Genomic DNA, 22349 nt, shown 5'->3' on the forward strand with positions numbered 1-22349 from the left:
GCGATCGCGGAGCCAGGCACTGTTAGTGACAGTCTGACCTGGTTGGATCACCGGATGAGTGAGACCTCTGTCGACCTGGGAGTCGTCACAACACCGTCCGGCGTGCTGGTCCTGGGGATGGCCGGCTGGATCGACCAGTGGCCCGAGCACGGCGACCCGCTGTCCGTGCGTGCAACGGCTGCTGCGGAGCAGGGTGGCGGCCACCTCCACGAGCCTGCGGACGGCCCGAGCCAGGAGTGGTTCTGCGAAGCGGTCGCGGTGCCGGCTGCGGCCGACCGGCCGTTGAAGGTCCGCGCGCAGACGTGGGATTCGTACGACGGGCCGGTCATCGCGCTCCTGGAAGTCGATCTCGGCCTGCCCTGGCCGGGCGATCCCGGCGGAGAGCCGGTCCATCTCGGTGACCTGCCGATCGACCGGTGCGGCATGATCCTCGGGGACGCCCGAGCCCTCGACTCGTTCGTCGGACTACCAGGCGAGTCGATCGACGGGCTCGCCGATGTCACCTACTGGGGGAAGTACGAGGACGACGCCCACGTCCGTTTCGGCGGCGAGTCGATGTCCCAGGTCGACGGGCGCCGCGGCCCCTACGGCCAGCTGGATCTTCCCCTACACGAGGCCCAAGAGCTCGCCGACGAGCTCCAGAGTTGGCTGTCGAAGGGGCCCCGCACCGGCCTGGTCTTCTCCGTAGACAAGCACACCCACTTCCACCTGCTCGAACGAGCTGGAGAGGCCCACCCCCTGCTCGCCGGGCAGATCGACCTCGACGGGTCCCAGATCCTGCACCTGGGCTGGGACCCGGGCGACCACTCCATGCGCCACCACGGCGAACGTGCCTGGGACCAGGTCTACGCCGTCACTTTGGAACAGCGCGGCACCACCACCTTGCTGCGTTGGACCATCCCCGCGGAAGCAGAAGAACATGAGTAGATCTTGACTGCGTCGGGCGGTGACCCATCGTGGACCTGATCGCCGGTCGGTTCGCTCAGCGGCGGGTGGCGGTGGATCTCCTTCCTTGGCGGAGGAAGTCGTTGATGGCGGCGTTGGTGAGTGGCGTGTCGTGGTCGTCCATCATCCGCGCCCAGATGTACGCGGTCGACCGGCCGGCTCCGGACAGGGCTCTGCTGCGTCAACTGAACAGTCGGTACTGGCCAATCGGGGGCGAAGTGGCCATGCGAATCGGACCATTCGACTACGAATGGCAATGGTACGGTCACTTTCAGTATCGACGGGTTTCCGTAGGCGCGCCCCGGGTCGCCGGGCACCGCCCTGGCCGGCACCGATACGCCACGGCCCGAAGGACTCCAGCGGATGCAGGGGTCCGGACGCTCCTGTGCGGGCCCATCAGTCGTCAACAGGAAGGCAGACACAGTGAGCGACGAGAACGCGCAGCTGATCTACGGCCAGGGAGAAGAGGCGTGCCCCGAAGGAAGCTTCTGCCTCTACCGCGCCACCAACTTCAACATCGGCCAGAGGCCGGGGGTCGGTGACAAGATCCTGGCCATCCCGGTGGGCTCGCACGTCAACGACTTCTCCGTGTACAGCTTCGACCACAGCGGCGACGGGGTGAGCAGCGTCGTCAACCGCACCGACGAGGACAACGCGCTCTTCTCGGCCGCCGACCAGCGGGGGCACTCGCTGCCGGTGGACCGCAGGTCCTCGATCGCGAACCTGGCGCGGATCGCGATGGCCGACAGTCCCAACGGCACCTGGAACGACCAGCCGCAGTCGGCGCTGGCGGCCCCGTTCCTGGGGAACCTGATCGTCGAGCAGTCCTTCCTGAGCAAGTGGCAGGACTGGGAGAGTCAGAAGTGGATCTACTCTTACCGGATCACGGTGCGCGCCGCCGAGACGCGCGTCGTGAAATGGGCGCTCGGCTTCGGTGACCTGCCCGACGGGACTGCCCTGTACAAGGGCTTCACCGATGTCTTCTGGGGCCAGATCCTGCGGGACGGCACCGAGGGCAGCGTCCTGCTCGGCTCCCCGGCGGGCGGCGGACACACCATCGACCCCGGCACCGGCCTCGCCATCGACATCCAGGTCCTCTACGCGAAGGAAAGCCCCGCCCAGGAACACCTCACTAGCCTGAACGCCCAGCAACTGGGCTGAGCGCAGACACCACCGAACCACCCAGCCGCGGGCCGTTCCCTTCTATGGGACGGCCCGCGCGCCACCGCGCACGTCACCGTGCACGTCACCCAGCAGTCGTACAGAACCGCTCTCGCACACAGCGCAGCCCCTCAAGCAGGCCCGGCCAGCGTCTGGTCAGGAGCGGAACCACCAGGGCCGGGGCGGTGATCAACACGGAGCCGAGGCCCGGTTCCGCCGTGGCCTGGGGCTCGGTCGTCGTCCTCTTCGTCTCGAAGGGCAAGCCCTGAGCACGCCCAGCCGGGCGTCGGGCCCGGCGCCCGGAGAGAAGCCGCTCGAGGCGGTGTGGCGTCGGGCTTCATGACATCCGTCATCTCTCCTTGCTGACGCATCGCCGCTACCTGCGGCCGGACCGGCATGCGAGACTGATGATCATCACCGGGGCGGGTAGGTCCCGGCAGGGGACGACACCACGGGGGACACCATGGCGAGCACCGGTACCGACGCGGCCGCATCCGAACCCACCGCCGGCCTCGACGCCGCCGGCGCGGCCGGTGAGCTGCTGCCCTCGGTCGGCGAGATGCGGCTGCCCGCCTGGTTCTTCGGCTTCGAGGGCGTCCTGGCCGGCGCCTTCGACCTGCTGCGAGCATTCCCGTCCGCCTGGCCCGCCCTGATCCTCCTCGTCGCGGCCAACATCACCGTCTCGCTCACCCTGCTGCGCAAGCGACTGAAGCTCGCCAAACTGCTGTGGCGCGGCAAGGGCACCCGCAAGGTGGCCTTCGCCCTCGTGGGCCTGCGGATCGGCACCCACGTCCTGCTCGGCGCCCTCGGCTTCGCCCTCGTCTCGGCACTCGGCCATGTCCTCATGGCCCTGGCGATGGCCGGCATCACCGTCGGCCTGATGGTGTACGTCCAGCGAACCGCACTCACCGCCCTGGTCACCGCAGGCAAGGCCACCGCCTGACCCCCTTCCCGACCGCACTGTGCGGGCCCGCCCCTCAGACCCTCGGCACCCTGCTCGGCAACGTCGCCAAGAGCCAGGCCCGCGTGCTCGGCCTCAACACGGCCCAGCTCGCCGCCCTGACCGCGGGCGTCACGCGCCGACGGTGGTGGTCCACTCGTCCGACCGCTCGGCCGGGAACACGGCCCTCGCCTGTGCCGACATCCGCCGGCACTCACGCCCCCGACCACCCCGCCACCTGTCTGGACGCGGCGCGGCTCTGGCGGACCTGGTCCCCGTGGTCACCGCAGATCATCGTGGTCGAGATCCCCGACCCCTTGCTGACATCGGAGCGCCTGAGCGGACCCGATCGCCTCGAGGAGGAGGTACGTGGGCTGCGGCTGGGCGCCACCCAGGCGATCGCGCGGTCGCACCCGGACCCTTACCTGCGGCACCGGGTGGAACACCAGGTCCACGGCTGACACGCATCGCTGCGAGAGGCCCTGTAGCGGGTTGGGGCGCAGCGGGGCCGACTGTTCGCCGCACGGTGGCCGTGGTCCTTGGTCCCACCGAGCCCACGCACTTGCCGCTTGACGGTGCCGCCGCGTGCTCATGCCTACAGCTCGGGCACCCGGTCGTTGAGTGTGGGGGACTGTCGCTCTGCCAAGTTCAGTGTGTTGAGCTTCCTCTCGATCCTGCGGGCCACCGCCGTGTGGCTGCCATCCGGGGCCTGCCGGTAGGTCAGTGCTGCCAGTAGTCGAGGTCGGGCAGCCGGATCCAGGTGTCGGCAGGGCCGGTGACGGCGCGGGCGCTGGTGGGTCGGAGACCCGCGAAGGCGCAGGCGTAGGCGACGGCGTGACGGCGGTAGAGATAGCTTGCCAGGACCTCCTCAGGGGTGTCGTCAGGGAGGGCGCCACCGCCGGGGTGGAGGTCCCAGCCTTCGACGGTGCCGTTGCGGACGATGCTGCCCTGGTTGCCACTCTTGGGGTTGGCGTAGAGGCCGTAGCCGACGGTACCGGTGGTCAGGCGGATCATCGCGCCCGGGATGGACGGGGTGTAGCCCCAGGGCTGGGTGACGATGCATCCGCCGGGAACGGTCGTGACGCCGGCGATGAGCAGGCTCTCGTCCACGTCGTACTCGTACGGGTTGTCGAGGAAGTCTGCCATGAACTCCTCGTCCACAGGCGTCGCGTCCAGGCGGCGGATCGCCTCGGTGGCGTCGATGCCGGCGATGCAGGCGATGCCGGTGCCCTCGTAGTGGAAACGTCCCAGTGCCTCGACGAGTTGCCGGCCACTCTGGATGGTGGCCCGTTCGGCTGCCGTCAGGCCGGGTTCTTCGTCGGGGACGGGGAACAGGTCGGGGACTGGCCCGGCCAGGGCGAGGCGGCCCGGCGACCAGCCGCCAAGCTGGGGCCGCCAGGGATCGGCACCGGCGGCTACGAGGGCTCGGGCATTGTCCGGTTGGTCCTGCGTGACGGCCGCCCACAGCGCCGTCGTCCCGTACTCCAGCGCGTCCACGTCCGAGACACGGCCCGCCAGTTCGGCCACCACCTCGGGAGAGCCAAACCCTGCCGCCCGGTGCAGCGGGCGCCCCCCGCTCCACACATCCGGGTCGGCGCCAGCCTCCAGCCGCGCGCGGATGTCGCCGTGGTCTCGCCAGCTGTCCCAGGTCACACCGGCCCAGCCCGTCATCGTGCCCCTCCGTCCCCTCCGCACCAGCGCGGGCGTCAGCCCCTCCGCACACGATCGCATGCGGGTCCGACAGCCGTCGTTCCGGAGCCGATCCGGTCAGCCGCGTGCCTGCTGCGACGTCAGGAGCGCCGGACAGTCGCCGTGTGAGCCCTGACAATCCGCGCCGGCGGGGGCGTCGCCCCGACCGGCACGGGCGAGGAGGCATCCGGTCGGAGCTTCTGGGACGGCTTTCGGTACGGGATCTGGAATCCGGCGGAGGCGGACGTCTGAACGGGCTTGAGGAGCAGCACTGCAGCTGTTGGCGCGTTCTCGGTCCTGGGCGCGGCGGCTTTACCAGGTGTCGCCGGTGAAGGTGAGCTTCACGACGCACAGCTGCAGGAGGCCGGCTGCGGCTGCGGCCGGGAACTCCAGAGGGTTGGTGAACTCCCCGGTGATCTGCAGGACGGCGCCGGTGGTCCGGGCGGCCCGGCGCCGGTCGCGGGTTGCGGCCAGCAGCCCGGAGTACCACGGGCCGCCCGGGCCGGTGATGGTGAGCTGCTGGCCGTCGAGTACGGCAGACCAGAGCGGATGCGGCTCGGCCCAGCCTTCCGGCTGGCGCTGGCCAGACCAGCCGTCGCCGGCGCGTACCGGACCGGCGGCGAGCTGGCGCGGGTAGACGACGGCGGGGCGGCCGTGGATCAGCTCCGGCCACGCGGTTTGGCCGCGGTAGGCGGCGAGGGTGCTCTCCACACGGACTACATCCCCTCGGCCGCCTGCCCGGGAACGATGACTGCCCGCGCCGGGTCGGCGGCGCTGATCAGCTGGCGAAGAGCGCCGTAGTAGACCTCGTGGTCGACCACGGCGGGCAGGACCTGGGCCAGGTGGCCGGTCAGCACCGGGAACTCGTCGGGGTCGAGGGCGGCCAGGGCCTGGCGGGTGGCGGCCTGCGCGGCCTTGGGGTCGCGGTGGTCGACGAAGCTCGCACTGCCCAGGGTCAGCAGGTAGAGCCGCCGGTAGGTGACGATCGCGTCCTCGGCGGTCACGCCGGCCGCGATCGAGTCGGCGAGCTGCGGCTCCACCAGGCGCTTGAGTAGCTGCGGGCCGAGCCACGGGCGTCCGCCGCGCAGAGCGACCAGGCCCGGATGAGCCGTCAGCAGCTCGTACAGCGCGGTGAATCGCCGCTCGGTCGCCGCGGCCCAGTCAGTGCCGGGCTCGATGTCCGGGAGCTGGGCGGCGAGATGGTCGGTGACCAGGTCGAGCAGTCCGGCCAGGTCGGTGCAGCGGCGCTGGAGGGAGGCGACGGAGATGTCCAACGCGGCGGCCAGAGTGCGGAAGCTGAGCGCGGTGGGCCCGTCCTGATCCACGATCAACAGGGCTTGCTCGGCGATGTGTTCGGGAGTCGCGCGGTCCAGGGAAGTGGATTGCCTTGGCATGCGAGTCAGCGTACGGTACAGCGTACCGTCGCGGTAGGTCCCCGACTCCTTACGGAGGCGACATGCCCCGCACCACGGCACTCGACCCGCTGTTCACCGCGGTGGACGCTGCGGCCTTCACCGACCGGCACCTGGCCAACCTCGCGGCCGGCACCCTCGCAGCCGTCCGCGTCCCCGACTTCCTCGACCGGTCGGCCTGCGCGAGCGCGCTGTCCGCGCTGGACCGGCTTCCCACCGCCGACTACGACCCGCCCCGCGTGCCCACCCGGATCGTCCGGTTCGGCCCGGCCCTCAACGACTACCGCGGCCCGGATGGCCGCCTGGATTCCGGCCGGTACTGGCAGGACGCGGAGGCCGCCCGGGCGGCCTGGCAGCGGGCCGGGATGCGCCCGGACCCGATCGCCATCGCGCTGGCCCGCCTCGGCTCCGCCTGGGGCGCGGCCGTCGCCCCGGCCACGATCGGCGGCCAGGCCGTCTTCGGCGGCACCTTGCGCGAGATCAACGCGGGCGCCCTGGTCCACTACGACGACATCAACCGCGAGTTCCCCATCGGCCTATTCGACCAGGAGGTGCTCGCCCAGCTCGCCTTCAACGTCTGGGTGTCGGTGCCGGAGGCAGGTGGGGCGACCACCGTGTGGCGCCACCGCTGGGAGCCGGCCGACGAGCAGTACCGCCAGACGTACGGCTTCCGGGTGGAGGCGGTCGAGCGCTGCCAGCACGTCGACCTGAGGCCGCAGCTCGGCGACGGGCTGCTGTTCAACCCCGCGAACTTCCACGCCGTCGAACCCAACCCCACCGGCCGCCGGATCGCGTTCGCGTTCTTCCTCGGCCTGACCACCACCGGCCAGCTCATCGCCTGGTCGTGAACCTCTCATCGCAGGAGCAACGACGTGCACCAGCTCACGTACGGCGACATCAAGGCCGCCACCGACCGCATCGCCGGACGCATCCGCCCCGTCACCTTGGCCCAGGTCGACCCGGGCGCGATCCGCACCGCCCACCGCGACCCCCTGGACGACCGTGTGGTCGAGCCGTGCGAGGTGTGGCTGGCGCTGGAGTTCATGCAGCACACCGGCTCGTTCAAGGCCCGCGGCGCGCAGAACTTCATCCAGGCCCACGGCGACGCCGCCACCCTGCCCGACGCCGGGGTGACCATCGCCTCGGGCGGTAACGCCGGGCTGGCGTGTGCCTGGGCCGCCCAGCAACAGGGCGTCCGCGCCACCGTCTTCCTGCCGCAGACCGCTCCGGCGGTGAAGGTGGCCAAGCTCCGCGGCTACGGCGCCGAGGTGCGCCTGGTAGGCGCCGAGTACGCCGAGGCGCTGGCCGCCTGCGAGGAGTTCGCCGCCGCCACCGGCGCGCTCGCCTCCCACGCCTACGACCACCCACTGATCGCCGCCGGCGCCGGCACCCTGCTGGAGGAGATCCACGCCCAGATCCCCGACCTGGACACCGTGGTCGTCGCGGTCGGCGGCGGCGGCCTGTTCGCCGGCGTCGCCACCGCCGCCCAGCACCACGGCATCCGCACCGTCGCGGTCGAGCCGGAGAACTGCCGCGCACTCAACGCCGCCCTGGAAGCCGGACATCTGGTCGACGTCCCCGTCGACTCGATCGCCGCCGACTCCCTCGGCGCCCGCCGCACCTCCACCATGGCCCTCGCCGCCGCCCAGCACGACGGCGTCCACTCCGTGCTGGTACCGGACACCGAGATCGTCCGCGCCCGCCAGGCGCTGTGGGACCACCGCCGGGTCGCCGTCGAACACGGCGCCGCCACCGCCCTCGCCGCGCTCACCTCCCCGGACCAACACGCTCCCGGCCGGGACCTGCCCACCCGCCCCGCCACGGCGAGCCGCAGCTACCGGCCCGGCAACGGCGAGAAGGTCTGCGTGGTGCTCTGCGGCGCCAACACCGACGCCGCCACGCTCGTCCAGCCCGCGAACTGACCGAAGTGCCAGGGGCAGCCAGACGGATGACCGCCCGGCTGCCCCCTCCGGCGTTCGCCGGGCGTCGCTCGCGGCTGGCCGACTTGAGCGTCCGTGGTGTCAGCATGCGCCCCTAGCGTGTGCGCATGACCGCACCCCAGCCGCTGCCGGCTGAACTTCACCAGCTTTTCCCGGCCCAGACCGCCAACCACCTTGCCCTGGCGACCCCTCTCCCGGCCGGCCGTCTCCTCGGTTCCAACGAAGGCGACGACCGCACACCGGTCATGTGGATGAGCATCGGACCGGCCCCCCGCCGGGCTCTGGGAGAGCCTCCACCGCGAACGGCAGCGCTCGGGGCTGTGGCCGCTGCTCCTCGCTCCCCTGCGCGACGAGCCTGACTTCCGCCCCTGGCAGTCCGAGGAGCTGTACCCGCAGCAGATGTCGTCCCCCGCCGGGCATGATGCGGCCGCTCTGCTGCGCGAATGGTGGGATGGCGTGGCGGTGTGCCGGACGGACGATCCGGAAGAAGCCGGGGAACGGCACGCCATCACGGCCCCGTTCGGCTCCACCTGGCCCGGGCCGGCCCCTTCCCCCGACCTGGTGGCGGACCCGGACGAGCACGCCCGCGCACTCGCCACCCGGCTGCTGCAAGGCCGTCCCGCTCTTCGGATCGGACTGATCCCAGCTGGCAGCGGCGCCGATGCGCTGTCCGCGTGCGGATGGAGCGGCCCGGTCAACCACGAGAACGACACCGGCAAGATCGCCGCAGTGCTCCGCAGCTGGGAGGAGCGCTTCGGGGCCCGGGTCGTCGGCGCCGGCTTCAACACCCTCCACCTCAGCATCGCGGCCCCGCCCGCCAGCATGAGCCAGGCCCGCGTGGTCGCCGCCGAACACCTGGCACTCTGCCCCGACAACATCCTCCAGGGAACTGGCACCCTGACCGCCTACGCGCAGTGCCTCGTCAGCGCCGACAGCTGGATGCTGTGGTGGGACTGACCGCCCTGCGGACCAGACGATGCCAGCAGCGGTCGGAAGTGTCGAAGCCCAAGGCCGGCGGCGCGGTTGATGAGGGCCGCGAGTGGCTTGTGCTCCGGGTCCTGTAGACCGGCGAGCAGGACGGTGGCCTCATGGAACAGCGAGCGGTAGTCGACCCCGTGCGCCGCGCTCAGCGCGCGGCAGATCTCGAGCCCGACGGCCACCTCACGCCGGGGTGTGTCTCGGCGGTCGGCTCGACCGGTGCCTGAAGGCAGGCCCGGGCGTGCGCCAGAGCAACCGCGGCGCAGCGTAGGTGGTGGGTGACGATGGGCAGGAGGGTGCCGCGGAAGCGGTCGGCGGTGCGCAGTTCGGTGGCGGCTTGGGCGAGCAGGTTGCCGGCCTGGTGGAGGTGGGGGCCCCGGTCGCTGGTGCGGTACTCCCCGGCGAGGGTCTCGGTGGTGTGGGCGAGTTCGCCGATGCCGGGGTCCTCGACCACGTCGGCGCCGAAGAACACCAGCGCGTCTGCCAGTTCCGCCAGGAGGGCGTCCCTGCGCCCGGCCCACCACATGCTCACGCTGTGATCATGCCCCACGACACGGCGCGGCGGGTCGGAAACAGGCCAACTCCCCTCCCCCACCGGCTGGCGGGCTCGCTCGGCGCGCCGCCGCGCACACATCGGCCCTCGGCCGGGCAGCGGTGGTGAGCAGGTCACGCTGAGGTCGACGGCGTCGTCAGCAGGAAGCAGCGGTGGGCGGTCCGTTCATGGCACAGGGGCAGCATGTCGGTCGCGGCTGGACACCGGCTTGGGCATCGTCCGTCTGGCACACCGCTCACGCCTCGCGCAGCAGGACGGCCGCATCATGCCCGGCGGGGGAAGACAGGAACGAGGGACGCGGGGAGTACGCACCATCTCCAACCCGGTGCGCGCTCCCCGCGCGGACTGCTGCCTCGTCTTGGCTCTCGTCGGTTGGGCCGGTCGTTGCCCCGATACAGGTGGGCACCGGCGACGACCACTTGCCGGTCCGGGTCGGGGTGGGCGTCGAGCTCGTCTGCGCTGCGGTAGCCGAGGTCCGCGCTGGTGCGGGTCGAGCCGCCGTTGTTGGGGCCGACGGTGTGAAAGACGGTGCCGTCGAGGAACAGGACGCCGCCGGCCGGGACCGGCACGGGGACGGCCTGATCCGCGAGCTCGGCGAGTTCGGGGTGCTCGTCCATCCAGGTGCCGCCGCCGTCGGGCTGCGGAACGCCGACGTAGGGGGCGTGGTGGGAGCCGGGGACGATCCAGGTGCAGCCGGTCTCCACGGTGGCGTCCTCGAAGTACACGACGGCGGTCAGCAGGCCGCGGGTGGGTTGGAGGATGTCGCGGTGCAACCGCACCTCCTGGGCGCCGGGGGCGTTCAGGGAGCCCTGGTTGTTGCCGGTTGAGGACGTAGACCACGTTGGGGCCGAGCAGCGCGGTCAGCGGCCCGGTAAGGGCGGGGTGGGCGACCAGCCGGTGCATCAGGGCCCGGTTGTGCTGGTAGAGCCGGTAGACCTTGGCCTGCCCGGCGGGCAGGCGGGCGGCGCGGGCGCGGACCACCTCGGCGACGTCGGACAGGAGGTTGCGGGGCAGGCCGGGATTGGGCAGGCGAAGGTAGCCGAGGTCGCGGAAGTGGCGGGTCTGCTGCTCGGTCAGGGCGGACTGTTCGGTGAGCACGGTGCTGATCTCCTTTCAGGCGGTGCGGCCGAAGGCGGCCAGGCGGTCGGGGGTGCCGAGGTCGGGGGCCGGAGTACGGATGTCGTAGGCGCCGACCCGGTGGCCCTGGCTGATCGCCCAGGGCATGAACTGCCGGTACAAGTCCGCCTCGGCGGGTTGTGCGAGCCGCTGGGCGTACTCCTCGAACAGAGCCTGGAACGGGGTGGGCGTGAGGATGACGGCGCCGGTACTGGTGGCCTGCTGTAGGCCTTGCCGGCTGTCGGGGGGCAGGGTGGCGTCCACGCCTTCCAGCGCGTGGACGATGTGCTCGCTGCCGGGGTCGAGGAAGAGTCGGCCCGCGTTCTGGGCCGAGCGTCCGGGCGCGGTGGTGACCGTCCAGGTCACTGCGGCCGAGCGGGCGTTGTGCGCAGCGACGGCGGAGGGCAGCAGGGCGGCGGGGAAGAGGGTGTCGGCGGGCAGCACCACGGCGGCCGGGGTGTCGGGCAGGTGGGCCAGGGCGGCGTAGGCGGCGCCGGCGGTGCCGAGCGGGTGGTCCTCGCGGTGGATGGTCAGCTCCACGTGCCGAGCCGAGTGGGTCAAGGCGTAGGTCTCGACGGTGTCGGCGCCGCTGGCCGGGTCGGTGCTTGTGAGCACGGCGATGCGGCGGAACCCGACGGCGGCGAGTTCGGTGAGGACGTGGCCGAGCATCGGGGTGCGACCGGCGGGGGTGTCGATCGGCACCAGCACTTTCGGCGTGCCCTGAAGCTCCGGGTCGGCCGCAGTGCGCAGCCGGCTGCCTTTGCCGCCGGCCAGGACCAGGGCGACCGCACGGGCGGGCAGGCAGACGAGAGCGCTGGTGTACCAGTGGGCGGGGCGGGTTTCGGTGGTGCTCCGTTCGGTCACGGGGTCCTCCCGGGTGGCGGGTGAGCTGGGGTGCCGGGGCCCGCCCGCCGTCTCCTGGGCTACAGGAGCGCAAGAGCGTCCAGGGCGAGGTAAGCCGCAGCGGTGTCGGTCAGCCCTCCTTGGCGGAGCACGCGGGTGCGGAACTCGTCCAGGGTGAGGGTGACGACGTCGATGAACTCGGTGCGTTCCGGCTGCGGTTCGGCGACCTTGACGCAGTCGGTGGCAAAGAAGGCAAAGCGCAGGGCGTTGGAGTAGGCGTCGTGCCAAAACGGTCCGGCGGCGTGCACCTCGCCTTGGTAACCGGTCTCCTCAAGCAGCTCCCGAGCGATGGCCTCGGTCGCCTGCTCGCCGGGTTCGATGAAGCCGCCGGGGAGTTCGTACAGCACGCGGTCGGGACCGGGCCGGTACTGGCGGGCGAGGATGACGCGCTGGTCGGGGGTGAGGGCGAGCACCGCGCCGGCCGAGCGCTCGCGTTTGAGATAGAACTCCTCCTTCCGCCCGTTCGGCAGCTCGAAGTCAACTCGGTCGACGGACCGGCCGAACTTGCTGAATACGGTGGTGCGTTCGATCTCGCGCCACGACGCAGTGTTGTCGTTCATGGCCAGGACTGTACGGTCCCGGCCGGGCTTGGGGTGCCCATTCGCCCTGGTACCTGTCGGCGGGTTGGGCACATCCAGGAGACCACCGGATCGGGTGACATCCACAGGGCAGATCGGTGGGCAGTCCGTGCGGCGGTCGATACGATGAATCCTCGTCCTGAACCGAGAGTTGGGGGTGGGACGCCCGTGGTGAACGCGCTGTTCAGGCGCGCGCGACTGGCTCTCGGCCTGACGCAGCGCCAGGTCGCCGACCAGGTTCGAGGGGTGGTCGAGGCGGCGACCGCGCGGGAATCGTCGTTTGACGCCGGCTACGTCTCCCGCATAGAACGTGGCCTCATCACCTGGCCGCACGAGCACTACCGGCAGGCCCTCTGCCTGGTGTTGGGGGTGGGGACGGCGGCCGAGCTGGGCCTGGTCGCCAAGCAGGTCCACCACGATCATCCCGATGAGGTGAGTGACTCGAACCGCCGAGACGTCCTCGCCGTCGCGCTGGCGGCCCTGCTGCCGCCCGCCCGACCCGTCTCCCGCCTGCGAAAGGCGGATGTCACCGCGATCGCCGAGCGCACCACCGTGCTGGAGCACTGGGACCGCACCTGCGGGGGGCGGGCCGTACGCGACTTCGCGCTGCGCGAGCTGCACGCCGCCATCGACCTCACCACGGCGTCCACCACCCCCCGCCGTACGAGGCGCGCTGCTCGGCGCGATCGCCCGCCTCGCGAACCTGACCGCCTGGTCCAGCTTCGACGCCGGCCTGTACGACGAGGCCCGCCCGCTGTTCCAGCTCGGCCTGACCGCCGGCCGCGGGCACGGCGACCCCGGGCTGCTGTGCCACCTGGCCACCAACGCCGCCCGCCAGGAGATCCACCTGCGCCACCCCGACCAGGCCCTCTTGCTGGCCGAGCAGGTGGACGGTCGCCTGCCCGCCGCGACGCGGGCGATGCTCGCCGCCGTCCGCGCCCAGGCCCACGCCCTCACTGGCGATGAGCGGCAGGCGGCTCGGCACCTGCTGGCCGCCGAGCGCACCTACGAACGCGTCACCGATCCCGCCGCTGGACCGGCCTGGACACAGACCATCACTGCAGCCAAGGTCGGCAGTGACACCGGCTTCGCCCTCTACCTGCTGTCCGCCACCACCGGCCGCCTGCATCCACAGGTCGTCGCCGACCTGCGCCGGGCCGCCGACGCCGACACCACCCAGGCCCGGGTGCGGGCGATGGCCACCGCACGCCTGGCCACCGTGCTCTACCGGCAGGGCGAGCGCACCGAAGCCGACCACCACGCCGCCCAGGCCACCGCACTCGCAGCCACCGTCGGCTCCACACGCCTGACCTCCGCCCTCACCGACATGCACCACGCCGCCAGCGCGCCAGCCGCCTGGTGACGCTCGGTTCCGCCTTGGAGTGCGACGAGCTCTTCCACGAGTGGGGCCGAAAGCTCGGTGGGGTCCGTACGGCGAGGACCACCTTGCCGGTGGCTTGGGCTTGCCCGCAGCGGCACAGGATGCCCAGGAGGCAGGCTCTGTCGAGGCGTGCGGCGATCGCCCGAGGGGAGGCCTCGAAGTAGCCAACTGCGGACGATCGAGTCGGCGCTGGAACGGTAGTCGGCCTTGTGCGCGACGCTCAGCGCGCGGCAGTTCTCGAGCCTGATGGCCACCCGGCGCCCGGGTGCGTCTCGGCGGTCGGCCCGGCCGGTGCCTGAAGGCGGGCCCGGGCGTGCGCCAGAACGGCGGCGGCGCAGCGTAGGTGGCGGATGACGACGGGCAGGAGGGTGCCGCGGAAGCGGTCGGCGGTGCGCAGCTCGGTGGCGGCCTTCTCCAGGAGGCCGCCGACCTGGTGGAGGTGGGGGCCCGGTCGCTAGCCTCGCGCTTTCACGAGCAGCGCTGTCCGAGGCGTGATCAAAAGAACGAGGAGTGCCGCTGACCTGGGACGATTGGACTTGTCTAGGGTCATGATCGTCATCAAGAAAGCTGCACTCCTCAGGTGAAGAAGCGTAGCGGGTTGTATCCGAGTGTCCGCGTCGAGGGCGATGGTCGCGGGGTGGTCTCGCAGTCCGGCGCCGTGCTGCTGGTCGAGACCGCCCGCAAGGCGGGGCTGGACGCGGCGCTGTCGGCGGCGCTGACGCCGTGGCGCAAGCAGCGGGCGGTTCATGATCCCGGCAAGATCCTTCTGGACGTCGCGCTCGCCGTGGCCCTGGGCGGGGACTGCCTGGCCGATATCGCGATGCTGCGGGCCGAGCCCGCCCTGTTCGGCCCGGTGGCCTCCGACCCGACCGTCTCCCGCCTGGTCGACACCCTGGCCATGGCCGGACCGCGAGCGCTCGCGGCGATCCGCCGGGCCAGGGCCGAAGTCCGCGAGCAGGTCTGGCGGTTGGCCGGCAACGCTGCCCCGGACGCGGGCGGCGAGGTGATCGTGGACATCGACGGGGTCCTGGTCCTGGCGCACTCCGAGAAAGAGCACGCCGCCAAGACCTGGAAGAAGACCTTCGGCCACCACCCGCTGTTCGCGTTCGTCGACCACGGCCGCGATGGTTCCGGGGAACCGGTCGCCGGCCTGCTGAGACCGGGCAACGCGGGCAGCAACACCGCCGCCGACCACATCGAAGCGGCCCGTCTGGCGCTGGCCCAGTTGCCGAGGAAGCACCGGCGCGGACGCCGAACGCTGATCCGGACGGACTCCGGCGGGGGCACCCACAAGTTCCTCAACTGGCTCACCACACGCGGCCGATGGCTGTCCTACTCGGTCGGGATGACTATCACCGATGCGATCCACCAGGCCGTGCTCCTGGTCCCGGCCTCGACCTGGACGGCGGCCGTCGAGCCGGACGGCGAGGTCCGTGACGGCGCCTGGGTCGCCGAGCTCGCCGGTGACGTGCTCAAGGGCTGGCCGAAGGGGATGCGGCTGATCGTCCGCAAGGAACGGCCGCACCCCGGAGCCCAGTTGCGCTTCACCGACGCCGACGGCATGCGGCTCACCTGCTTCGCCACCAACACCACCCACGCCCCGATCGCGCACCTGGAACTGCGGCACCGCCAGCGGGCCCGCGCCGAGGACCGCATCCGCGCCGCCCGTGACACCGGACTGCGCAACCTGCCCCTGCACGACGCCGCCCAGAACCAGGTCTGGCTGGAGATCGTCCAGATCGCGCTCGACCTACTGGCCTGGATGCCGATGCTCGCCCTGACCGGGTCCGCTCGCCGGTGGGAGCCCAAGCGCCTGCGGCTGCGGCTGTTCTCCGCCGCCGCCCAGCTCGTCACCACCGGCCGCCGCTGGCACCTCCGCCTCGCCCGCCACTGGCCCTGGACCGACCTGATCACAGACGCCTTCGCACGCCTGCAAGCCCTGCCGAACCCCGGCTGACCAGCGACAACACCCCGTCCCGACGAGCACCCGCCACTTTCCGGAGCCGTGGAACCCGGCGCCCACCCGACGCGACAGCCGGGCCCTCGCCATACCCGTCGGCAGAACACCCAGCCCAGCCAAGCAGAAACGGCCCGCCAGCCAGGCTGACGAGCCGTCATGCAAGATCGAGGCTAGTGTCCTGCGCCGGAGATCCGTCGGCAGAATCGGGCGAGGGAGTCGAGGATCTCGTCGGCGGTCTTGGTCCAGGTGAACGGTTTGGGGTCCTCGTTCCAGTTCTTGATCCAGGCGCGGATGTCCCTCTCAAGGGCCTGAACGTTCTTGTGGGCACCACGTCGGATCATCTGGTCGGTGAGAAAGCCGAACCACCGCTCCACCTGGTTGATCCACGAGGACCCGGTCGGGGTGAAGTGCATATGGAATCGGGGATGTTGCGCCAGCCAGGCACGGATGGCCGGGGTCTTGTGGGTGCCGTAATTGTCGCAGATCAGGTGGATGTCGAGCCCGTCGGGAACCTCGCGGTCGATCTTGACGAGGAACTTCTTGAACTCCGCCGCACGGTGCCGGCGGTGCAGTGAAGTGATGACCTTCCCGCTGCTGGTGTCGAACGCGGCGAACAGGGTGGTCAGACCGTTGCGCACGTAGTCGTGGGTTCGACGCTCCGGCATGCCCGGCATCATGGGCAGGACCGGCTGGGAGCGGTCGAGGGCCTGGATCTGCGACTTCTCGTCGACCGACAGCACCACCGCACCTTCGGGCGGGTCGAAGTACAGGCCGATCACGTCGTGGACCTTCTCGATGAAGAGCGGGTCGGTGGACAGCTTGAAGGTGCCGACCAGGTGGGGCTTGAGCTGGAACTTCCGCCAGATCCGTCCGACGGTCGACTTCGAGAGGCCGCTGCGGGCGGCCATCGAGCTCCGGGACCAGTGTGTCGCGTTCTTCGGGATCTCCTCCAGCGTCGCCACGACGACCGCCTCGATCTCGTCGACCGCGATCGTGGGCGGCCGGCCCGGTCGGGGTTCGTCTACCAGGCCGTCCAGCCTCTCGGCGAGGAACCGGCGTCGCCACTTGCGGACCGTGTCCGCAGTGATGCCCAACTCCCTTGCCACGCCGACGATCGACGGCACATCAGGACCGTCGCAGGCCAGCACGATCCGGGCCCGCAGAGCCAACGCCTGGGCGGACGAGGCTCTGCGGGCCCACCGCGTCAGCGTGGCCCGTTCCTCGTCGGACAGCAACAACGGTTCCAAGGCGGGACCACGACGGCGCACCGGGAGATCAGGAGAAGAAGAGCTCACACACAACTAACGACGGATCTCCGGCGCAGGACACTAGTGCCACGTCAGGCAACGTTTGCCCCGAATCAGCCCGTGAGGGCTACCCGTCGCAGGTATATCGGTAGCTGGTAGCGGGCAGCCGGTGGCATGCTTGCCACTCGCATGTGATCAACCGGGCTATCCGTGTCTGCAGAACCATCACCAGCAGGGTGTCCCTGCGCCCGGCCCACCACATGCTCACGCTGTGATCATGCCCCACCACACCGCGCGGCAGGTCGGAAACAGGCCAACTCCCCTCCCCCACCCCGACGGCCGGTACGCGTTCGAACCCGACCCGCAGCCGCAGGACGACGTGTGTACCTGCCCCCGCCTGCGGCCCTGGCTGCGCGTGGCCCTCACCCGGCCCGAGCGCACCCCGGCGGAACCGCCCTTCTGACCCACGCACCGCACCTTGCTGCCGGGGGCACCCCTGCCCCGCCAGCCCCCGCCCGGCCCTGCCCCAACAGCGGCAACCCGAATGCCCGGCCGAGAGCCGATGTGTGCGCGACGGCGCGTCGAGCGAGCCCGCCAGCTGGGGCGGGGGTCGTCGGAGGGTTGTCGAGGCTTATGGCCTTTTTCCTCCTGCTTGGGGGCTCCTGTCGGGATATGTGTAGGTTTCTGGTCGGTCTTTGTCATCGAACGAGATATCTGCGCCGAGAGGACGCACGTCGACCCACGCCTGGCGACCGTCGAAGGCCAGCAGCCGTTTCTGGTCTCGTCCGCCTGGGTGATCAGGCCCCCCAAACTCGGGCTGTGGCGCCACCTCCGATGCTATGTAGGTGATGCTGGCCCCTTCATCGAAGGTGATCGACACCCGGGCGTTCTTCGCGTCTGAGGAGTAGTAGTCTATGGGCCGCTTGCCGTCGGTGCCATAAAAGTCCCGCCTCAAGGCGAATCCCTCTACGGCATCGATCGCCTGAAGGGCATCGATGATGTCAGTCATCTCAACTCTCGAAAGCTGTTGACCTCCACTCGTCTGCAGAATGTTGTCGCGCGCCCCAATGAGGCTGTCGTCTGCCATCTCAGCTGAGGAGCCGAACCACCGAAGACTACGGGGGTACTTTTCCTTGTATTCGTCTGCCCGGACGTGGACCTCAGACCGCTTAAGGAGGCCGTCGAGGTACCCTTGGGCGTCTTCCTTGATGGCGTCGCTCACTGGAAGCCCGGCGATCGCCTTCTCGATGTCCTCGGCCCCCTGCATGTTGCCCTGCTCCCGGAGGATGTCCTGCTCCTGGCGAGCCGCAACAATGATTTCCGCCATGCTCCGGTCCTCGGCCGACTCCCAGTTGAAGTTGGAGTAGCTATCCCAGCGTTCGTTGGCTTCGGCGGGCCGATGGACCACCTCGACCGGGAACTGCATTCCTACAAGGTCGTTGTCGTTGAGCTGTTCCCGGATGACATCGGGAAAATCCTCCGGCCCGTTCACCGTCAAGGTCCACGGCGCGTCGGCTCGTGCGTCAGGTTGAATCGGCAGCCGGTCGTCGATGTCGGTGGGCGGCGTGTCAACGGGGTCGGAGACCGCCTTGTCCAGGCTGTCGAGGTACGCCTGGGCGTCTTCCTTGATGGCGTCGCTCACTGGAAGCCCGGCGATCGCCTTCTCGATGTCCTCGGCCCCGTCCGTGTTGCCCTGCTTCCGGAGGATGTCCTGCTCCTGGCGAGCGGCGACGTCGTCCATCTGGTAGGTCGATGAGTCGTATTTCCATGGGAAGTTTGGCGCCCCTGTCATGTTCTCCCATGGTCGGATTACGTTGGGAAAATTCTCGATGGCGCCCAACTCCATTTCGTAGGGAGCCTCCGGCCAGTCCCTGCGTCGTGTCGGCTCAGGGTAATGTTCGCGCGGCTCGGCAGGCCCAGTGTCGATGATGAGCCGCCCCTCGTCCTTCATCTGGTTGATCCAGGCGTGGTTGTGCTCAAGCTGAGCGGCTTTGAGTTCTGCGCTACCCTCCGGCAGCCCGGCTTGCTCAGCAGTCAGCCCTGGATAGGTTTCGGCGCCGAACCGCTTCGCGGCGTATTCGACCCTGTCTTGCTGCTCGCCGATCACAACGGGGGCGCGTTCGACGGGCTTGATGTCTTGAATCGGACGATCGTTCCGGTCGGTGGCGGGCGTCCCTTCGTCACGATGCGGGCCGGCGTCTGGCCTTCCGGGGGACCTGTCACTGCCCGACAGCGGGGCGTCAGCGGTGGGTACGTCGGCTGTGGTCGGGGCAGTACGAGCGGCGTCACCGGAGGCCTGGCCCTTTGGGGCGCGTTGGACGGGCTTGATGTCTTGAATCGGACGATCGTTCCGGTCGGTGGCGGGCGTCCCTTCGTCACGATGCGGGCCCGCGTCTGGCCTTCCAGGGGACCTGTCACTGCCCGACAGCGGGGCGTCTGGCCGACGGGGGCCGATCGTGCCATCTGCGCCCATGGTTCATCCTTCCGTCGATGAGACGTCCTCCTGCGGGCAAAGCCGAGATACGAGCCACTCGGGCGGCTGCATCTCGAGTCGCTTCAGAGCGGTGAAGACGGCGGTACGGTCTCGTGCCTCGGCTGAGCCAGCCAGTGCCCGGATCGCGCCCGTTAGTGGCGTCTCCGGTCCTGCGCCCCAGTACAGCGTCTGCTGGCCGGCATAGGTGGCCCAGCGGTGATTGCGGAGCACCTCCAGCGCCTGCGCTGCAGTGCTTCTATCGCCAAGCCTGGAAGCGCCGCGACGACGGCCTTCCTGGGCCAGCCAATTCGGGATCACAGCTCCGGGTTCCATGCTGCCCAACTCTTCGAGTAGGTCGATGAATCGGCGCTGCCCTGCCTGGAATTCCGGCTCCGAGCGGTCACACTGACGGGTCGCCGGCCAACATGGAGCCTCAGCACGGCATCGGTCCACTGCCCCAATGGCAGCCGAGCTCAGGTGTTCGCCGAGCAGGCCGGGGTCATAGAACTCGGCCAGCGGACCGTACCTTGCGTCGATGCTGCCGTGCACGACTGAGGCGACAGTGCACTGCACGGTGCGGGGGTCGAGAGCGCGGAGCTGCTCGAACATGGTGCCGGTCAGTACGGGCAGCTTGTAGCCGCCGCCGATCAGGTGGGTGATGAGCTCGGCCTCCAACCATAGGGTCAGCTCCGGCAGGGCCGCGGCCAGCTCCTCCGCCGTGCTGATCTGGCGGAGCGTGCAGGCCTCTGCAGAGGAGGCGGAGCACATCGAGCCGCACTCCCTGTGGCGCGACGTGGCTCGCGGCGGCACGAATGCCGGGGTGCCGCCCTCATGTACCTCACCATTGCGCGCGTGCACCAGACAGGGGCGGTCCATCCCATCGGCATGCACGACCGCCATGCCGGGACGCAGCGTTACGACGTATTCAGAGCCGGCATCGTCCAAGTTCATGGTGGCCCCGACGAAGTCGCGGTCGTCGGTGGCGGGCAGCCGGTGCATCACCTTCACCGCGCTGTTCTTCACCACGTCGGAAATAATCTTGGAGGGGATCTGCTCTACGACCGCGATGCCCTCGCCGTAAGCACGAATTTCTGCCAGCAAATCAGCGAAGAGCGACACGGCCTGTGCCGCCGGGCTCCCCGGTGGCATGTTCTTGAGCAATCGGTGAGCCTCCTCGATCACCGTCAGGTGCATGAGGCTGGTGGCCTTCGCGCGGTGCACCCGCAGGTGCTCGACCAGGCGAATGAGGACGATGCCTATGAGGAATGCCTTGTCGGCATCAGAGCCGAGGCCTTCCAACTCGATGACGACGTTCTGCTCAAGCAGGGCGCCGATATCGAGCGGATGGCCTCCTTCGAAGAACCGCCCCGGGCTGCCTAGACGCAGGCTCCCTATTCGTACGTCGATGAACCCGCGGACGTTGTCGGCTACCTCCCGGCCGTATCCGATGTCGTCGACGACCTGGCGGGCGGCCGCTTGCAGGTCGGAGAGGCTTGGCCAGGCCGGAGGGTGTTGCGGGCTGTGCATGCGCCAAGACTGTGCGGGCTCGCCGGTTCCGAGATTCCAGCGACGGTCCTGGTAGCAGCGCACCAACGCCCGGCTGAGTACCTGCGGGAATGGCTCGTCCGCCTCGAAGGCGGCCATGAACAGGGCCTGGACCAGGTCGATGTGCGTCTGCAGCCCAAAACCGGGTTCGGGCTCGAGGGGGTTAAGCCCGCCGGGGATGAGGTCTGGATCTCCTGGCCGAAGAACGACGACATCCTGGTCTGCTGGCAACCGGGCTGCCAGTCCGGCGTATTCGGCCTTCGCTGGCTCTATGACCAGCCACGGTACGCGCTTCTCGGCGGTGCTCAGGGCTTCGAGCAGGATGCGGATCGTCTGCGACTTGCCGGAGCCGGTCGCCCCACACACAAATGCGTGCCGGTTCAAGCTTGACAGAGGTATCGACCACTGGCCGCACGGCAGGAGGTTGGCGTCGAGCAGTTCGCCGATCTGGACAGGACCCGCAGTCTCGGCGGTGAGGTCAAAGCGAGGCGCTTTCACAACGCGCACGCCAGGCACCTCACGCACGGGCGGCCGCGTGAGCGAGGCCAGCAGGTACGCAGATCCCCACCCCTCCGGTCCGTCTGGGGCGCCGGCGAGGCCTGGACGGTCTACACCCTGGTTTCCGTCGGGGATGTCTGGACTCGCGGCAAACGTCTCATACAGTTGTACCGGTGCCAGGGTGTACATGCTTTGACGCAGCTCCGGCGCACCGGTGAGTGCGGCGGCGGCTTGATGGGCCACCGACTCGTCGCAGGCTCCCACGTACACGTCGACTTGCCACCAGCCATTCGGCCGCCAAGTGGAGATCTCGCGGAACCACGCCTCGGCGCGCTCCAGGGCCAGCTTGTGGCTCTCCGCGGACCCGGCCCTGTTGCGAAGGCCGGGCATCAGGTGCGCCAGGCGAGTCAGCTCGCGGCCCGCCGCCGCATCCGGCACCGGGTGGGCGTGGATCAACCATGCGAGCGGCTGAGCGGCAAGGAGTTCGAAGCAATCCTCGACACTGCCGCGCATGGCACCGCGCAGGCCCGCCACCGTTGACTCCCCCGCAAGCTCGGTACTGAGCGGGTCGAAGACCGGCGTATAACGGAGCCACTGCCATCGTGCGGTATCCGGCTCCGGAGCAATGTAGTCACCAGCAGCGTCCTTGCGATCTGCCGGCCCATCGAGCAGGGCAGCCCACGCGGGACCGTCGGCTGGTCTCGCCAACGCTGTGGCCGGGGCGGCCAGCCGCCGCAGACCAGACTCTTCCTGGGCTGGCCCGAGGTCGAAGCCACCGTTCAAGATGACGACCGGGCCGTGAGCGCGGCTCCGGACCCAGACCGACACCACTGGCTGGCCGAGTACGTTCGCTGCAAGCAGCGCTGGGGTAATCGACAGGGCCGCAGCACGCTGAGGCAGCTCAGTCACCGCGTTGCCATACTGAGGAACCTCCGCGACCGACTCGAGCTGCCACAGTGGGGCGCTCCGGGCGAGGGCAAGTAGTCCCGCAACGTCGTGTCCAGGTTCCCCGGTTGGCCTGGTCTTCGTT

The 22349-nt window shown here is 70.0% G+C and carries 20 protein-coding genes; 10 read left to right on the forward strand and 10 right to left on the reverse strand.

Annotated elements, in window-relative coordinates; translation table 11 throughout:
• The first annotated feature begins 54 nt into the window (after nt 1-54).
• From F7Q99_RS28410 to F7Q99_RS28425, 4 genes are all read left to right on the forward strand, one after another.
• Nucleotides 55-927, forward strand: a complete 873-nt coding sequence (locus tag F7Q99_RS28410; protein WP_153466819.1) for a hypothetical protein — start codon at nt 55-57, stop codon at nt 925-927.
• A 441-nt stretch (nt 928-1368) separates the two neighbouring features.
• A complete protein-coding gene (locus F7Q99_RS28415) occupies nt 1369-2106 on the forward strand; it encodes a peptidase inhibitor family I36 protein (RefSeq protein WP_326847287.1) in 738 nt (245 codons plus the stop codon).
• Nucleotides 2107-2569: 463 nt separating this feature from the next.
• Nucleotides 2570-3049 carry a hypothetical protein gene (locus F7Q99_RS28420; protein WP_153466820.1) on the forward strand — a complete coding sequence of 160 codons (480 nt, stop codon included), beginning with the start codon at nt 2570-2572 and terminating at the stop codon, nt 3047-3049.
• Nucleotides 3050-3240: 191 nt separating this feature from the next.
• Nucleotides 3241-3507: a hypothetical protein gene (locus tag F7Q99_RS28425; protein ID WP_153466821.1), complete on the forward strand. Its 267-nt coding sequence runs from the start codon at nt 3241-3243 to the stop codon at nt 3505-3507.
• A 259-nt stretch (nt 3508-3766) separates the two neighbouring features.
• Here the strand turns inward: F7Q99_RS28425 and F7Q99_RS28430 are convergent, their stop codons facing one another.
• The 3 genes from F7Q99_RS28430 to F7Q99_RS28440 form a co-directional block, all read right to left on the reverse strand.
• Entirely contained in the window at nt 3767-4717 is a 951-nt protein-coding gene (locus F7Q99_RS28430) for an ankyrin repeat domain-containing protein (protein WP_153466822.1), read from the reverse strand.
• A gap of 330 nt (nt 4718-5047) precedes the next feature.
• Entirely contained in the window at nt 5048-5446 is a 399-nt protein-coding gene (locus F7Q99_RS28435; protein ID WP_153466823.1) for a hypothetical protein, read from the reverse strand.
• A 5-nt stretch (nt 5447-5451) separates the two neighbouring features.
• Nucleotides 5452-6129 (reverse strand): TetR/AcrR family transcriptional regulator C-terminal domain-containing protein, encoded by a 678-nt coding sequence (locus F7Q99_RS28440; RefSeq protein WP_153466824.1) that lies wholly within the window; start codon nt 6127-6129, stop codon nt 5452-5454.
• 62 nt (nt 6130-6191) lie between these two features.
• On the opposite strand from F7Q99_RS28440, the gene F7Q99_RS28445 reads away from it, so the two are divergent.
• The 3 genes from F7Q99_RS28445 (at nt 6192) to F7Q99_RS28455 (ending at nt 9044) form a co-directional block, all read left to right on the forward strand.
• Complete coding sequence (locus F7Q99_RS28445; RefSeq protein WP_153466825.1) at nt 6192-6995, forward strand: phytanoyl-CoA dioxygenase family protein; 804 nt, start codon at nt 6192-6194, stop codon at nt 6993-6995.
• 24 nt (nt 6996-7019) lie between these two features.
• The gene (locus F7Q99_RS28450) at nt 7020-8069 is read left to right on the forward strand and encodes a threonine/serine dehydratase (RefSeq protein ID WP_326847288.1); all 1050 of its coding nucleotides are present in this window, start codon (nt 7020-7022) and stop codon (nt 8067-8069) included.
• A gap of 417 nt (nt 8070-8486) precedes the next feature.
• Nucleotides 8487-9044 (forward strand): DUF4253 domain-containing protein, encoded by a 558-nt coding sequence (locus F7Q99_RS28455; RefSeq protein ID WP_230210967.1) that lies wholly within the window; start codon nt 8487-8489, stop codon nt 9042-9044.
• A gap of 169 nt (nt 9045-9213) precedes the next feature.
• On the opposite strand, the gene F7Q99_RS28460 is transcribed toward F7Q99_RS28455, so the two are convergent.
• The 4 genes from F7Q99_RS28460 to F7Q99_RS43340 all read right to left on the reverse strand — a co-directional run bounded on the left by F7Q99_RS28460 (nt 9214) and on the right by F7Q99_RS43340 (nt 12779).
• Nucleotides 9214-9597 (reverse strand): hypothetical protein, encoded by a 384-nt coding sequence (locus F7Q99_RS28460; protein ID WP_153466826.1) that lies wholly within the window; start codon nt 9595-9597, stop codon nt 9214-9216.
• Nucleotides 9598-9881: 284 nt separating this feature from the next.
• Nucleotides 9882-10391, reverse strand: a complete 510-nt coding sequence (locus tag F7Q99_RS41670) for a phytanoyl-CoA dioxygenase family protein (RefSeq protein WP_230210968.1) — start codon at nt 10389-10391, stop codon at nt 9882-9884.
• A gap of 340 nt (nt 10392-10731) precedes the next feature.
• Complete coding sequence (locus F7Q99_RS28470; RefSeq protein WP_326847289.1) at nt 10732-11598, reverse strand: nucleotidyltransferase family protein; 867 nt, start codon at nt 11596-11598, stop codon at nt 10732-10734.
• Between the two features lie 59 nt (nt 11599-11657).
• Entirely contained in the window at nt 11658-12779 is a 1122-nt protein-coding gene (locus F7Q99_RS43340) for an NUDIX hydrolase (protein WP_326847290.1), read from the reverse strand.
• Between F7Q99_RS43340 and F7Q99_RS28480 the strand changes: the two genes are divergently transcribed.
• On the forward strand, nt 12739-13578 hold the full coding sequence (locus F7Q99_RS28480) for a hypothetical protein (RefSeq protein WP_153466827.1): 840 nt from the start codon (nt 12739-12741) through the stop codon (nt 13576-13578). The two genes, F7Q99_RS43340 and F7Q99_RS28480, sit on opposite strands and share 41 nt — an antisense overlap.
• A 598-nt stretch (nt 13579-14176) precedes the next feature.
• Nucleotides 14177-15553 carry an IS1380 family transposase gene (locus F7Q99_RS28485; RefSeq protein WP_326847291.1) on the forward strand — a complete coding sequence of 459 codons (1377 nt, stop codon included), beginning with the start codon at nt 14177-14179 and terminating at the stop codon, nt 15551-15553.
• A gap of 173 nt (nt 15554-15726) precedes the next feature.
• Here F7Q99_RS28485 and F7Q99_RS28490 read toward each other — a convergent pair whose 3' ends face one another.
• Nucleotides 15727-16824 carry an IS630 family transposase gene (locus F7Q99_RS28490; protein ID WP_326846951.1) on the reverse strand — a complete coding sequence of 366 codons (1098 nt, stop codon included), beginning with the start codon at nt 16822-16824 and terminating at the stop codon, nt 15727-15729.
• 256 nt (nt 16825-17080) lie between these two features.
• Here F7Q99_RS28490 and F7Q99_RS28495 point away from each other — a divergent pair, with 256 nt between their 5' ends.
• Entirely contained in the window at nt 17081-17266 is a 186-nt protein-coding gene (locus F7Q99_RS28495; protein ID WP_153466828.1) for a hypothetical protein, read from the forward strand.
• A gap of 168 nt (nt 17267-17434) precedes the next feature.
• Here F7Q99_RS28495 and F7Q99_RS28500 read toward each other — a convergent pair whose 3' ends face one another.
• Together F7Q99_RS28500 and F7Q99_RS28505 are read right to left on the reverse strand one after the other, a co-directional pair.
• Nucleotides 17435-18910, reverse strand: coding sequence for a hypothetical protein (locus F7Q99_RS28500; RefSeq protein ID WP_153466829.1), 1476 nt, complete (start codon nt 18908-18910; stop codon nt 17435-17437).
• A gap of 369 nt (nt 18911-19279) precedes the next feature.
• Nucleotides 19280-22228: an ATP-binding protein gene (locus tag F7Q99_RS28505; protein ID WP_195911286.1), complete on the reverse strand. Its 2949-nt coding sequence runs from the start codon at nt 22226-22228 to the stop codon at nt 19280-19282.
• Nucleotides 22229-22349 lie beyond the last annotated feature (121 nt).

The sequence above is a fragment of the Streptomyces kaniharaensis genome (genome assembly GCF_009569385.1).
In the GTDB taxonomy this organism is placed as follows: Bacteria; Actinomycetota; Actinomycetes; order Streptomycetales; family Streptomycetaceae; genus Kitasatospora; species Kitasatospora kaniharaensis.